The following is a 13,900-nucleotide window of genomic DNA, read 5'->3' on the forward strand; positions in this document are numbered from 1 at the left end:
ATCACAACAATATGTTATAATTAATGCAAAAGGAGGGTTGTCTCATGTCCTTGGATTTAGATTTAGCCCAGCGACTAAAAGCATATCGCAACTTCAAGCATCTTACACAAAAAGAAGTGGCTGCACATTTAAATGTGCCTCACTCAGCTATCTCAGATATTGAAAATGGTAAACGTGATGTTACTGTTGGCGAATTAAAGATTCTCAGCCATCTATATGGACGTTCTGTAGAAGAAATCATGAGCGGTAAAAAGTACGATTATTATAATATTGCTAATATCGCAAGACTTTTATCAGAACTCCCTGATGAAGACCTTAAAGAAGTCATGTTTATTATCGAATATAAACGTAAACGTCTTGAAGAAAACAAAAACAAATAAGGGATAGGCTTATTAATGCCCATCCCTTTTTGCATGTCTTTCTATTTATTATATTTATGTATTAGCTGTTTGAATTCTTCCAATGTCGCAAGTCCTTCTTCTAGCACAACCTGATCAACCTCTTCAAATGTCGTATGATGATAAAAATGTACATCAATTTTATCATCTTCAATAGAAGCTAAGGCAAATGTCCCAAAGCCATAAGAGCCACGATTCATCATTGTACTTCCAGGATTGATAAAATGTATGCCTTCAATAATCTGGTACGTTGGAACATGCGTATGGCCATGGAAGCAATACTTGATATGATGCTGATGACAAAAATCCAGCAATTCCTGATAGCCATGATAGACATGAAAAAGGTGTCCATGCGTTATCAAAACATTGCCTAAAATAATCTTGTCAGGAAACTCAAGCGTATCATGATTCCCTCTAACAACATGATAGCCTTTTAATAATGGATCATGACAAGGCAAAGATGAGTCACCACAATGAATCATTATATCCACATGTTCATAAAAATGCTTTGTTATATTCTCAAATATATCATTGTACATATGTGTATCACTTACAACTAAATATCTCATAATAAACACCATTCCTACACTCATTATACCACCAAAATATACTACCACAATACTACATTCAAGGTGTCAATTATTTCGAAAGTGTTTACAATCGTTATGAAAGCGTGTAAAATATATATAGAATTTAAAAACAAAGGAGTAATGATGAAATGAGAACTATTTTATTAGTATGTTCTGCAGGTATGTCAACATCTTTATTAGTAACTAAGATGGAAGCTGCAGCTAAAGAACAGGGAGTTGAAACAAAGATCTTTGCTTTACCATTCTCTGATGCACCAAGAGTATTGGAAGAAGTAGATTGTATCTTACTTGGCCCACAGGTTAGATTCCAGAAAGCTTCTATCGAAAAATTAGCAGCTTCTAGAAAAGCTGGTCCAATTCCTGTTGATGTCATCGATATGAGAGATTATGGCACAATGAATGGTAAGGCTGTTTTAGATAAAGCTTTGACAATGCTTGGTGACAAATAATAGATTGATATGAAAAAGGGGCAAGTGCTCCTTTTTTTATATGTCGATGTTTGTTATAATCGATAAAAAGAAAAGGAGAAAGTGAATTATGGAAAAAGGAATTATCACTGTTGTAGGTAAGGATGCGGTTGGTATAATCGCTAAAGTATGTACATATCTAGCTGAACATAACGTCAATATTCTTGATATCTCACAAACTATTCTTGATGGATATTTCAATATGATGATGATTGTTGATGCAACAAATGCTTCTGAGCCTTTTAATACATTGACTGAAGAAATGAAAAGCTTAGGTGAAGATATTGGTGTAAGAATCAAATTACAACATGAAAATATCTTTGATAAAATGCATCGATTATAAGGGGACATAAAATGATCAATATTTTTGAAGTTGCAGAAACAAATCGCATGATTGAAGAAGAGAATCTTGATGTACGAACTATTACGATTGGGATTTCTCTATTAGATTGCATGGACAGCAATGTCGATCAGCTTTGTAGCAATATTTATAAAAAGATTACAACCATTGCCAAGGATCTTGTGAAAACAGGTCAGGAGATTGAAAAGAAATATGGCATTCCTATTGTCAATAAGCGTATTTCTGTTACACCAATAGGAACAATTGGTGCACCTTGCTGTAAGAGCACGAGTGACTTCGTGAAAATCGCTAAGACTCTAGATCGTTGTGCACATGAAGTTGGGGTAAACTTCATTGGGGGCTATAGTGCCATCGTATCTAAGAATATGACAGCCGCTGAAAGACTGCTTATTGAATCCATTCCTGAGGCTATGAAGGAAAGCGAGCTTGTCTGCGCAAGTGTCAATGTTGGTTCCACAAAAACAGGTATCAATATGGATGCTGTCAAGCTTGTAGGTGAAATTGTCAAAGAAACTGCTGAACTGACAAAAGAAGACGATTCAATTGGTTGTGCTAAGCTGGTCATCTTCTGTAATGCACCAGATGACAATCCGTTCATGGCTGGGGCTTTCCATGGCATTACTGAGGGTGATGCTGTCATAAATGTCGGTGTATCGGGTCCAGGTGTTATGCATGAAGCCATCAGAAAGGCTAAAGGTCAGGACTTTGGAGAGCTTTGTGAAACAATCAAGAAGACAGCTTTCAAGATTACACGCGTAGGTCAGATGGTTGCCAATGAAGCAAGTGAAGCGCTTGGCATTCCTTTTGGCATTATTGACCTTTCTTTAGCACCAACACCAGCCATTGGTGATAGTATTGCTGATTGCTTACAGTCAATGGGCTTAGAAAGAGTAGGGGCACCAGGGACAACAGCTGCTTTAGCTATCTTAAATGACCAGGTTAAAAAAGGAGGCGTCATGGCAAGCAGTTATGTTGGCGGTCTATCAGGTGCTTTCATCCCCGTTTCTGAAGACCAGGGAATGATTGATGCAGTGGAAGCTGGTTCACTTAGCCTCGAAAAACTTGAGGCAATGACTTGTGTATGCTCAGTTGGTCTTGATATGATTGCTATTCCAGGGAAGACAAGTGCCAAGACAATTTCAGGCATTATTGCTGATGAAATGGCCATTGGTATGATCAACCAGAAAACAACAGCTGTCAGAGTCATTCCTGTTATTGGTAAGGATGTTGGCGATAGCGTAGAATTTGGTGGCTTACTAGGCTATGCACCTATCATGCCAGTTAATACTTTTTGCTGTGATGAATTTATTGATCGTGGCGGTCGTATTCCTGCTCCAATTCACAGTTTTAAGAACTAACGAATCAGAAGCATATGCTTCTGATTTTTTCGTTGCACATAGATTGATAATTCAACAAGAGAATCTATAATAATGTTGTAAAAAGAAGGGAGTTTAGACTTTTTGTCACATTTATGCAACAATTACAATTAACCGATTTCGAGAAAATAAAACCCTATTTAGATGCCGCTAACTATGAAGGCTATAATTCTAATTTTGTCACAATGATGATGTGGAATCATGAATATCATGTTGAATATGAAATCCATGATCATTTTCTAGTGATGGTTCATAACTACAAGGGAACACGATATTTTGCAATGCCTTATTGTTCTAAAGAATATCTTAAAGAAGCACTGGATTATATGAAAGAGTATGCAAGAAAAGAAAAGTTTCCTTTTATGATTGAATTCGCAGTAAAAAGCTTCGTTGAAGACGTCAAAGAGATTTATGGTGACGAATTTATTTTTCAGCGTGAAAGAGAGCAGGACGATTATGTCTATGAGAAAAACATGCTGATGAATCTAAGTGGAAAAAAGATGCAGAAGCGCCGCAATCACTACAACAACTTCGTCAAGGAATATCCTCAGCATGAGTATCGAAGCCTTGATATCAATCGTGATTTTGATACAATTCTTTCCTGTTTAGAGCGTTGGGAAGGCAATAAGGAAGCAAGCGAATCACTCGCTAGTGAAGTCTATGGTATCCTTTTCTTGCTTTCAAGTAATTATCTTCTTAACATCAAGCTTGGTGGAATTTATATTGATGATGAACTTAAGGCCTTTATTATTGCTTCTCCGCTCAATCATTCAACTATTCAAATTCATGTTGAAAAAGCTGATAAAGATATCCGTGGTCTTTATCCAGCTATTCAAAAAGAATTTCTTGAACATGAATATCCAGATTTTCAATATGTCAATCGTGAAGAAGATATGGGCATAGAAGGTTTGCGTAAAAGCAAAATGCAATTGCATCCTTGCCACATGGTGGAAAAATGCCGTGTTTTCATCAACGATTCCTACATTCGCCAAGCTTGCAGCCAGGACAAAGAGGAAATCAAGAAACTATGGCTTGATCGCTTTGAGGATGAGGATGAAAAAACAGCAGCATTCTACTTTGATAAGCTCTATCATGAGCAATATACCTATGTCACACGTTTTGATCATCATGTTATCTGTGCTTTACAAATACATCCTTTCCAGGTTTCTGGATATGAGAATAGCAGTTTTATTCTTGGTGTCTCTACAGATATTAAATATGAACATCAGGGTATTATGAAAAAACTCATGAAATATGTCTTAGATCATTATCAGGGACAGCGCATATACCTTCAAGCTTACCATCCTGAAATATATATTCCTTTTGGCTTCCAACCTTCACACAAACATCAAATCATTAAAGTCAACAAGCATTTTTATAAAGATGAGACAAGCAACATCTTCATTTCCAACAATAACTATGACTATCAATCCATGTACAACAAATATACAGAACGTTTTGAAGAATATTTGATTAGAGATAAGTCATATTATTGTTACATTAATGAGCGTAATCAGGCTTTTGGCGATAAAATTCTAACCTTCCTCAATAATGGTCAGCCAGTAGGATATATGATTGCTCATGAAGATGAAGAAGAATTAAGAATTAATGAATTCATTTATGACAAAGATCTATTAAAAGATATTGTCGTTGCATTATGCCAGAAATATGATAAGCGTATTATTATTGAAACGGATTTGCAGGCACAAATAGAGGGAAAAGTTCAGGAAGTCATCACAATGATGTGTAATCAACCATCTTCTAGTAATGAAGAGATAAGATTTATTAATGAAATTTATTAACTTTTTATTGAATATCATGTATCATAAATAGGGATTCAGGGGGTAAAGTCATAAATGATTAATGATGATCGCGAATTACATGAAGAATGTGGTGTGTTTGGTGTTTATGAAGCTGAAGATGCAGCTCGTTTAACTTATTATGGTTTACATGCATTACAGCACAGAGGCCAAGAGGGGGCTGGTATCTGTGTCAGACACAACAAACTGCATCTACACAAAGGTGAAGGTCTTGTTACTGAAGTCTTTGATAAAGCTCGTTTAAAACAGTTACCAGGTAATGCAGCTATTGGTCATGTTCGTTATTCTACTGCCGGTGGTGGCGGAATTGCGAACGTCCAGCCTTTCTTATTTAGAACAATGAAAGGTTCATTAGGCGTGTGCCATAATGGTAATATTGTCAATGCTAATATTCTTAAAGCACAGCTTGAAGAAGAAGGGGCTATCTTCAATTCGACAAGTGATACAGAGATTCTAGGGCATCTTATTAAACGTCATACTGGTCGTTTTATTGACCGTATCTGTAAAAGCTTAAGAGAATTAGATGGTGCATTTGCATTCCTTATTTTATGTGAAAATGCTTTATATGCAGCAAGAGATAAATATGGATTAAGACCATTATCCATCGGTCAGCTTCCTAATGGTGGCTATGTCTTTGCGAGTGAAACTTGTGCACTGGATATCGTAGGTGCACGTTATCTAAGAGACTTAATGCCAGGGGAAGTCGTCCGTGTCAAAGATGGTGAACTTAAGTCAAAGTTCTACCTTCCAACAGACCAGATTGTTGATAAGATCTGTGCAATGGAATATATCTACTTCTCAAGACCAGATAGCACAATAGAAGGCATCAATGTACATACTGCAAGAAAGAATGCAGGAAGAATGCTTTATCATGAGTCACCAGTTGAAGCTGATCTTGTCATTGGTGTACCTGACTCATCAATATCTGCTGCCATTGGCTATGCAGAAGAATCAGGCATTCCATATGAAATGGGCTTAGTGAAAAACAAATATGTAGGCCGTACATTTATTCAGCCAACGCAGGCGCTTAGAGAGCAAGGTGTAAGAATGAAGCTCTCTGCCGTTAGTTCCATTGTCAGAGACAAAAGAGTTATCATGATTGATGATTCGATTGTGCGTGGTACGACAAGTAAACGTATTGTACGTCTCTTAAAAGAAGCTGGTGCAAAGGAAGTACATGTCAGAATCGCTTCACCAGCTATTAAGTATCCATGTTTCTATGGTGTAGATACTTCAACAATCGAAGAACTTATTTCAAATAGAATGGATGTCGAAGAACTTAGAGATTATATTGAAGCTGATTCGTTAGCATTTTTATCTGAAGAAGGTTTACAGAAAACAACATCTGTAACTGATACATGCTCAGGCTTATGCTTGTCTTGTTTCAGTGGGCATTATGTAACACCACTATACGATTCCTACAAGAATGCAAATAAGGATGAGAAATAGAAGACTAAGAGGGTGATATGAAAACCCTCTTTTCTTTATATGACATAATATACTACTTCGCATAAAGTGAGTTGATACTCACTTTTTATTTATGCTCAATAATGCTTGTATGACGGATTTATTGGAGGCTATTGATTACTAATGACGGAGAATTCTTGCTTTCTATAGAATTTTAATAGAAGGAGAAAGGGGACTATGACATGATGGAAGGGAGTTTTCTGTCTATACAAAATGACTCTGATGAAACAGAGTGGAAGTTTTATGCCAAATTTTATATAACTTCTTATCTTGTTAAGTGTTATACATATTTGTTGAGAAGGCCTGTGAAAATTATGAGATATCAAGAGAACTTTAAAAATATTAAACAATTTACTGATTATAAATTCAAATAGAATAAAGTCAAATTATGTTTTAAAAACATAGTGTAAAATATTTTGTGTAAATTCTATTCATTGCATTTCTTGTTTATTTCAAACGGTGTTTAATAGACAAAAAAGGCATACCCCTTGTAAAGTGATTTCTGCAAGAAAACCCATCAAAGGAGTATACCCATGAATCACTCTACATCATTGCTTGTCAGAAATCTATTAAATAACGATCACAAATAGTGAGATTGCCGAGGCCGTTGACAGGATGTATGGCACAAAGGTATCGAGAAGCACTGTTTCCAACAATGTTTTAAATAAATTGAAGCTGTTCGCAATAGTGTTTTCACTTTACATTAAGCAATTGAGTTTGACGATATTTTAGCTCTAAAAATGACATAATATGCATTATGCGAAGTAATCCCAGTCTAAAAACATCCCCTCTGAAATATAAATAAATAGTACCCCTCTATATAAGGATATTTAATTATTACGTATGTTTATGTATAAAAAATACTAAGGGGACGATTTCAATTCAAAAATTACTGTCGCCCCGGATAGTTGTTTATTCAATTTGCTAAATTTCGATATGCAATAACCTTATTTAATCTCTCAATTTCTTTATGTAATTTAGAAATTTCCTTATTTTTTTCTTCAAGCGCAATCTTTGTTAATTCGTAAGCAGTATCTCTATCTTTAAGAAGTTTATTTTGTCGTTTTACTTCAGTAATGTTTGTAGCCTTCTGGTTTACAAATGTATGAAGCATTTGGGTATATTCCTTATTTTTAAAATCTATATACTTCGCAATGCATCTATGTCTAGTAGCTGTATTCTTACCAAGCTCTAGCTCCTTTAACACTTTTGTCGTTGATACACCTTGAAAAGATACATCATGTAGAACACGTTTTAAGTCAGTTAGCTTGTCATTAAAATAACTATCAATTTTCAGAATGCAATCCGCTTCATAATTTGATAAATCCACTCTAGAGATATTTAATTTAGTTAAATTATCATCTAGATTTTCTATATTGTCATGCTTACCCATTTATTCATTTCTCCTATGACCTTATCATAATTTTCAACAAAATATTCCAAATCTGGAAATTTATCTAATAGGATATCAACTTTATTATTATAAATCTTTTCTTTTAATTCCTTCATTTCTGGAGTCAACTTTGCTTTAATGATATTTTGTAATTTCTTAAGTTCATGTTCTGCAAAGTTTGTTCTTGGCAATTCCAAGTTTAAATTATAATCAATTATCGTTAAGAGGTTTTCACATTTCTCATAATAGTATGGAATATTAAAGATAAAATGATGTTGATTAGGACATCTGCCATAAGCACATTTACTTATGTCTGTTACATCGTCATAAGTGCATTCCATCCCTTTTGAACTCTTTATACAACATCCACCTTCCATCATTCTTATTGGTACGTCTTCTACTGCGAGTTTTGCTGCTTCTATATAATCACTCGCAGTCTTAACTGGTCTTTTGAGGGCTCTTTTAATCTGACGAGTTCTCTCTTTTGCTTTTGGACCATGGATTTTGTATTCATCAGCAAGAATATCTGCACTTAACTTTATAGTTACTTCTTTTTCTTGTTCCTGGATTTCAATATCATGAATACGAACATAATATCCCCACATTTTTTCGTCAGATTGATTCATCATTTTTGCTATGATTGGATCAGGCACACCTTGATCATGTAATTCAGTAGCAAAATAAACTCGAAATTGATAAAGCTTAGGTATTGAAATATATTTATCTCTAGGAATTTCTGGATGTTTTTTTAATAATTTTGAAACAGCGCTTTTATGATTTGTTGAGCCATAATTCATAAATTCAGTAGCGGTTTTTGTTACATGGAAACTTGAAGATTCTGATGATTTCAATAGTCCTAAATCTTTGCAATGTTGTATGCATATAAGTTTTAACTTTAGCGATAAATGTTTTGATGTACGATTTCTTATATCAAACAAGTATTCTTCATCATTTGATACTTCCAATACTCTATCTATTACAGATTTAAGTTTCGCACTTCCTCGTGTTTTACAATAAACATATTTATCAGAATTCTTTTTTGTGCTTTTATAGTTGAGATAACATATTGCTTTATTTTCATCAATGTAATCAATCTCAATACAATCTCTTGGTAGTATTATAGATTCCATAGGTCTCAGACCGCATTGAGTCAAAATATACAACTGTACATATTCATATAAGTCTTGTTTATTATCAGTCTGCATAGTCATAATTTGATTATATAGAAAATCTTTAAACTTATTCATGAAAGCAAATGGTAATAATTTTGTTCTATTATTTAAATTATGTGCTTTAACAGCATCAGTATTTCTTTCTAATAGATAATCTTCCAAATCTTTATCCATATTGGTATTATTCAAGCCAGCCCAAAAATTTAGAAAACTATGAACTGCATATTTATATCTATTTTGTGTTTCTGGTGAGTATGCTTCAGTTCCTTGATATTCTTCAAAATCCAAATAATCAAGATAACCAATATCAGTTAAATTTGAGTAATAGTTCTCAGATAAGAAATTAATAAATTTAATAATAATATTGTGATAGAACAGATTCACTGTTTGTAGAGGACCTGTGCTGAAAAATCTAAACATATCATAAGCTTTTAATAATTGTTTGTATTCGTTTCTTTTAATTCTATTAAAGCAAAAACGATATCTTTCTGGATTTTTTCCCTCAGGAGCTAAGGATGACAGATCCCATTTATCATCTGCAATACTGATATTGATATCATTAATTGTAAACGATTCTTGATCCATAAATAAATCTTTATATGGTTCAAAATAGTCATTATCTTTAATAATATCATCTATATTATGAATGCCATCGATAGATATAAACATTTAGCATGCCTCCTTTAGTGATTTCTTTAATAGCATCAATTCACTAAGATATCTAACCAATAATGCTTTTTTATATGTAAGAAATTCTCTTTCATGGTCTGATTTTTGATTAATGATTTCATTTGTGATTTTCTCAATCTTTGATTCAAAGTATGGAATATTATCTATCGTCGCTACAAAGTCTTTACAGGATTGGCATTCATCTGAATGAGAATTTAAACAGTGTTCCTTGCAACAAAATCCACATCCATCTTCCACTACCCTATTATTATCTAAATCCACTTTTGACATTATTTTTCCTTTTAAATCAATTTCACCAATCTCCACATTATAATAATCTCCACACACTGTTAAATAATCTTCAACAACTGAGTAATGTTTTATATGTACAGCCATTGAATGCTTTGATACAGCACTTACTATTGTTCCATTAGCCTTTCCCTCAAAATCAAATTGGTTTAATTTTCTATCGAAATGATTTCTAATACCTTTTGTACCAAGCTGAGGAATACATAATTCTTTAGCAGTGTTATTAATAGCTCTACATAATTCAGTTCTTGTAAGTTTATTAATTGTTTGTTTATTATCTGCCTCATATAAGAATATGTATTTCTTTTTGCTATTTGGTGCTTGTTCTCTAGCATCTTGAGTTATTGTAATTAATTTTTGAATTAGTTTTCCGGTATAAATATCAATCGGATCATAATCATCTGGATTTGTTTTAGTAGAATCTTTTACTTTAAATCCATCAGTTCCTTGAGAAATTAAACAATCTATTTCCAAGTTACAAATAGTTTCTGGACGCATTGCTGATCTTCTTTGAATTTCTATGCAGCAACCGACTAAATAATTCTTTAAACCTGAAATCTCATTTAACTTTATAATCATCTCATCAAGTTGTTTTTTGTTATATGCTCTCGTATCACCAACACTTTTAACATTTGTACTGGTAACTTGATTTCTTGCAAAACTACTAATTTTAATATTATTTCTACCTTGCTCGTAATCAATAAATTGACGCACTCTACTTAATGCTACTCCACGAGAACTATCTTCCATATCCTTTAAAGTGTTTTTATAAGTTGTAATATCTGTACCAGTGATTTCTAAAGGTAATTCTAATGATTCTTCTTTTGAATCTAACGACTTCAAAAAACGTAATAACCAATAATCTTTTGCTGGTTTCCCTGTGTAATCTTCCTGATAATTCCAAAAGAAATCAAGATATAATACTCTCAACGTTTCATGTATTAATTCTGAAGAATCAAATAATATTACTGATTTTGATTTACTGTTTCTTTGAGCCTTTGTAATATCCACAAGCATTTTTGTATAAGTTGGAGTCGTTAGATATGGTGAATAGATAACAGGTCTAAATCCATTTAGTAATAGTTTTACTATATCCTTATTCTCTAACATTTCTAAAGTAAAATAATTAAATGTACCAAAGTTGTTTTCTAACAGATATCGGTAAAAGTTTATGAATCCGTTTAAAGATCGTCCATTAACTTCACCTTTTTTTGTTAAGCATGCGGTATTTAGATATTCTAATTGCTCAATTAATAGCTGGTCATTAAATTCTGATATATGCTCTATTGTGTGCTTATCAAACATTTTTTCTACGAATAGTTTATAGCCAACTTTTACACCTTTATAATTATTTAGGAAATCTTCAATTATATTTGTTATCTTATCAGGATAATCTGTTTTTATTTTAGAAGTTTTACCATTGTTTTCGTATACGATAATTCTCATAGCAAAATATCTCCATTATTCTTTTCGTTGAATTCTTTTAATTTTCGTACAAGATATTCATCAGTTGGATTATTATATGGCTCTAATCCAGCAACCGATGTATGTCTTGTATACTGAATAACTAGATTTGCTGGCATATTATCTATATAAAGAAGTTTCATTACAAATCCATGACGAAATCTATGATTAAGATTGTTTGTTTTAACATCCATATCAGTGTCAATTCCACAGTTTTCAAATATATAACGTACCCGTTGCCTTAAAAGTTCATAGTTTTGGTGTGAACCTACATTATCATTTAGAAAGATGTATCTATTATCTTCAAATCTTCCTGTCACACTATCTGCACTATTGTTTTTAAAAGATTTGTAATACTTCATTCGCTCATATGATAAATCTACATATTCCTGTATATCATGATACAACTCTTCATTAATATTTACTGTTTGGTATCCATATCCTTTAGTGTTTTTATAATCGGGATTAAAATAATCTCTATTTGAATGTACATTCATGCATGTTTTTGCGTTTTGATGCCTGTCATCACTAACTCTATTTCTTAGAATAACAACTGGAACACCTACACCAGATGTTAATGATGGAATTAAATCTTCTAATGTTAAGCCTAATACTTCACCAATTCTCAATCCGAAATTAAACATCAGACTAAACATGGATGTATACTTTAATTGCTGTTCTTCTGTAAATGATTCTGAGTCATATATAAAACCAATTATCTTGTCATATTCGTCTGGTGTAATAAATCGAGGAACTATTTTGTTATAATTTTTAGATGCTGCTTTAGTGGCTTTTGAACAAACAAATAATTCATGATTTTTCCATCTTTGTGCTTTTATATAGTTCTTACAGTTATTCATGATCTTACTAATAGAAGTTTGAGTTCTTTTACTAGTTAATAGAATGTGCTTGTCCATCGATGTTGTATCACTTTGTCCAGAAAGGAAATATTCAAATGCAGTAATATTTTCTTCTTTCATTTCTTTGATATCTAATTCAAAAATATCGCAAAAGGCATATAATAGCGCAATTGAATAAACGTATTGGAGTTTTGAATTAAGTGATTGTCTTTTCATTTTTGGATTAAAGTTTATGTATTTAAAAACTCTTTCCATAATGTTCATATCATAATCGTATAGTGTAAAGAATGTATTTTCGTCAATTGTTGTCGTATGTGTACTATACATAACCTTTTTTACTAATGTTTTATGATTATCTATTACCCGAGATATTTCATACATACTTGTTCCACCGTATTGTTTCTCCTCTATTTCCATATAAAACATGTTACATACACCACCTTTTATAATTGCTTTTTACAGTTTTATTATAGTTGATATATGTATATGTTTCTATATTGTTCAACATTTCAGTCAGCGAAAGATAGCTGAAGCACTTAAGGTATCAAGAGATACAGTAAGAAAAGTGTCTAAAGCAGCTGATGAAAATAATATTTGCTGGTCCATGATCCAGAATCAGAATGAAATGGAAGTACAGAAACTATTATTTGGAAAGGAGACTAAACTTAATCTAATCATTAAACAACCTGATTATCAGTATATTCATAAAGAACTGTTAAGACCAGGGACAAACATCAGATTATTATGGGAAGAATATGCAGAAGATTGCAGAAACAGTAACTTCCCATTCTATCAGTACAGTTACTTCTGCGAAAAGTATCGTGATTATGTAAAGAAAAACAATCTTACAATGCATATCACACATAAACCAGGAGATAAGCTAATGGTAGATTGGAATGGGACAACCATGTGTGTATTTGATCGTTATACTGGTGAAAGTATTAAAGCGTATCTATTTGAAGCAACACTTCCATTCAGCATGCTTTGTTATGTTCAGGCTTGTCCTACTATGAAAATTGCAGACTGGATTGATTGCCATATCAATGCCTACAGATACTTTGAAGGCGTAACTAGACTGCTGGTTCCTGATAACCTTAAGACAGGTGTCATATCAAATAAGAAGTATGAGGATCCTGTTCTCAATAAGTCTTACCAGGAAATGGCTGATCACTATGATACAACTATTATTCCTACAAGAGTCAGAAAACCGAGAGATAAAGCGGCTGTCGAAGGGGCTGTTGGTGATTGTACAATCGCAATTGTTGGTAAACTAAGAAACAGAAAGTTCTTTTCTTTTAACGATTTAAATACAGCTATATTAAAGGAACTGGATGTTTTCAATAATAAACCATTCCAGAAAAGAGAAGGCTCAAGAAGATAAGTTTATCTGGATGAGGAAAAAGATTATATGCTCCCTCTTCCTGAAACTCCATTTGAACTGAGTTCCTGGAAGCGTGCAAAGGTTCAACTCAATTATCATATTTCAGTTGATAAGATGAATTATTCTGTACCGCATGAATTACTTGTTCTATAATAATATTGAAGAAGTTTTAA

Annotated in this window: 13 protein-coding genes; 8 read left to right on the forward strand and 5 right to left on the reverse strand. The window is 33.0% G+C overall.

All coding sequences use genetic code 11. The features are described from left to right. Positions 1–44: 44 nt before the first annotated feature. Positions 45–380 carry a helix-turn-helix domain-containing protein gene (locus tag T529_RS0101120; RefSeq protein ID WP_033161775.1) on the forward strand — a complete coding sequence of 112 codons (336 nt, stop codon included), beginning with the start codon at positions 45–47 and terminating at the stop codon, positions 378–380. A gap of 41 nt (positions 381–421) precedes the next feature. Here the strand turns inward: T529_RS0101120 and T529_RS0101125 are convergent, their stop codons facing one another. Continuing rightward, complete coding sequence (locus tag T529_RS0101125; protein ID WP_033161851.1) at positions 422–967, reverse strand: metallophosphoesterase family protein; 546 nt, start codon at positions 965–967, stop codon at positions 422–424. Between the two features lie 149 nt (positions 968–1,116). On the opposite strand from T529_RS0101125, the gene T529_RS0101130 reads away from it, so the two are divergent. From T529_RS0101130 to purF, 5 genes are all read left to right on the forward strand, one after another. Further along, positions 1,117–1,437: a PTS sugar transporter subunit IIB gene (locus T529_RS0101130; protein ID WP_033161776.1), complete on the forward strand. Its 321-nt coding sequence runs from the start codon at positions 1,117–1,119 to the stop codon at positions 1,435–1,437. Between the two features lie 88 nt (positions 1,438–1,525). Further along, a complete protein-coding gene (locus T529_RS0101135; protein WP_033161777.1) occupies positions 1,526–1,798 on the forward strand; it encodes an ACT domain-containing protein in 273 nt (90 codons plus the stop codon). Between the two features lie 11 nt (positions 1,799–1,809). Beyond that, on the forward strand, positions 1,810–3,174 hold the full coding sequence (locus T529_RS0101140; protein WP_033161778.1) for a PFL family protein: 1,365 nt from the start codon (positions 1,810–1,812) through the stop codon (positions 3,172–3,174). Positions 3,175–3,287: 113 nt separating this feature from the next. Continuing rightward, a complete protein-coding gene (locus tag T529_RS0101145) occupies positions 3,288–4,994 on the forward strand; it encodes a GNAT family N-acetyltransferase (RefSeq protein WP_033161779.1) in 1,707 nt (568 codons plus the stop codon). A gap of 54 nt (positions 4,995–5,048) precedes the next feature. Further along, entirely contained in the window at positions 5,049–6,461 is a 1,413-nt protein-coding gene (purF, locus tag T529_RS0101150; protein WP_033161780.1) for an amidophosphoribosyltransferase, read from the forward strand. Positions 6,462–7,395: 934 nt separating this feature from the next. Here the strand turns inward: purF and T529_RS0101160 are convergent. From T529_RS0101160 to T529_RS0101175, 4 genes are read right to left on the reverse strand one after another with little or no spacing between them, the layout of a single operon-like run. After that, the gene (locus tag T529_RS0101160) at positions 7,396–7,872 is read right to left on the reverse strand and encodes a hypothetical protein (protein ID WP_033161782.1); all 477 of its coding nucleotides are present in this window, start codon (positions 7,870–7,872) and stop codon (positions 7,396–7,398) included. Continuing rightward, positions 7,851–9,713 (reverse strand): tyrosine-type recombinase/integrase, encoded by a 1,863-nt coding sequence (locus tag T529_RS0101165; protein ID WP_033161783.1) that lies wholly within the window; start codon positions 9,711–9,713, stop codon positions 7,851–7,853. The genes T529_RS0101160 and T529_RS0101165 overlap by 22 nt, the downstream gene beginning before the upstream one ends. After that, positions 9,714–11,468, reverse strand: coding sequence for a hypothetical protein (locus T529_RS0101170; RefSeq protein ID WP_033161784.1), 1,755 nt, complete (start codon positions 11,466–11,468; stop codon positions 9,714–9,716). It abuts the gene before it with no gap. Continuing rightward, complete coding sequence (locus tag T529_RS0101175) at positions 11,465–12,772, reverse strand: tyrosine-type recombinase/integrase (protein ID WP_033161785.1); 1,308 nt, start codon at positions 12,770–12,772, stop codon at positions 11,465–11,467. The genes T529_RS0101170 and T529_RS0101175 overlap by 4 nt, the downstream gene beginning before the upstream one ends. Here T529_RS0101175 and istA point away from each other — a divergent pair. After that, positions 12,771–13,727 carry an IS21 family transposase gene (istA, locus tag T529_RS0101180; protein ID WP_238560762.1) on the forward strand — a complete coding sequence of 319 codons (957 nt, stop codon included), beginning with the start codon at positions 12,771–12,773 and terminating at the stop codon, positions 13,725–13,727. The genes T529_RS0101175 and istA overlap by 2 nt on opposite strands. Positions 13,728–13,754: 27 nt before the next feature. Further along, entirely contained in the window at positions 13,755–13,880 is a 126-nt protein-coding gene (locus T529_RS13690) for a Mu transposase domain-containing protein (RefSeq protein ID WP_420801841.1), read from the forward strand. The last annotated feature ends 20 nt before the right edge of the window (positions 13,881–13,900 follow it).

The organism is Sharpea azabuensis DSM 18934 (assembly GCF_000702165.1).
GTDB classification, from domain to species: domain Bacteria; phylum Bacillota_I; class Bacilli_A; order Erysipelotrichales; family Coprobacillaceae; genus Sharpea; species Sharpea azabuensis.

Excerpts from the sequence above, each read along its gene's own strand:
- T529_RS0101170 (WP_033161784.1), bottom strand. The coding sequence starts at position 11,468 with ATGAGAATTATCGTATACGAAAACAATGGTAAAACTTCTAAAATAAAA.
- T529_RS0101165 (WP_033161783.1), bottom strand. The coding sequence starts at position 9,713 with ATGTTTATATCTATCGATGGCATTCATAATATAGATGATATTATTAAA.
- T529_RS0101140 (WP_033161778.1), top strand. The coding sequence starts at position 1,810 with ATGATCAATATTTTTGAAGTTGCAGAAACAAATCGCATGATTGAAGAA.
- T529_RS0101130 (WP_033161776.1), top strand. The coding sequence starts at position 1,117 with ATGAGAACTATTTTATTAGTATGTTCTGCAGGTATGTCAACATCTTTA.
- T529_RS0101145 (WP_033161779.1), top strand. The coding sequence starts at position 3,288 with ATGCAACAATTACAATTAACCGATTTCGAGAAAATAAAACCCTATTTA.
- T529_RS0101125 (WP_033161851.1), bottom strand. The coding sequence starts at position 967 with ATGAGATATTTAGTTGTAAGTGATACACATATGTACAATGATATATTT.
- istA (WP_238560762.1), top strand. The coding sequence starts at position 12,771 with ATGTTACATACACCACCTTTTATAATTGCTTTTTACAGTTTTATTATA.
- T529_RS0101160 (WP_033161782.1), bottom strand. The coding sequence starts at position 7,872 with ATGGGTAAGCATGACAATATAGAAAATCTAGATGATAATTTAACTAAA.
- purF (WP_033161780.1), top strand. The coding sequence starts at position 5,049 with ATGATTAATGATGATCGCGAATTACATGAAGAATGTGGTGTGTTTGGT.
- T529_RS0101135 (WP_033161777.1), top strand. The coding sequence starts at position 1,526 with ATGGAAAAAGGAATTATCACTGTTGTAGGTAAGGATGCGGTTGGTATA.
- T529_RS13690 (WP_420801841.1), top strand. The coding sequence starts at position 13,755 with ATGCTCCCTCTTCCTGAAACTCCATTTGAACTGAGTTCCTGGAAGCGT.
- T529_RS0101120 (WP_033161775.1), top strand. The coding sequence starts at position 45 with ATGTCCTTGGATTTAGATTTAGCCCAGCGACTAAAAGCATATCGCAAC.
- T529_RS0101175 (WP_033161785.1), bottom strand. The coding sequence starts at position 12,772 with ATGTTTTATATGGAAATAGAGGAGAAACAATACGGTGGAACAAGTATG.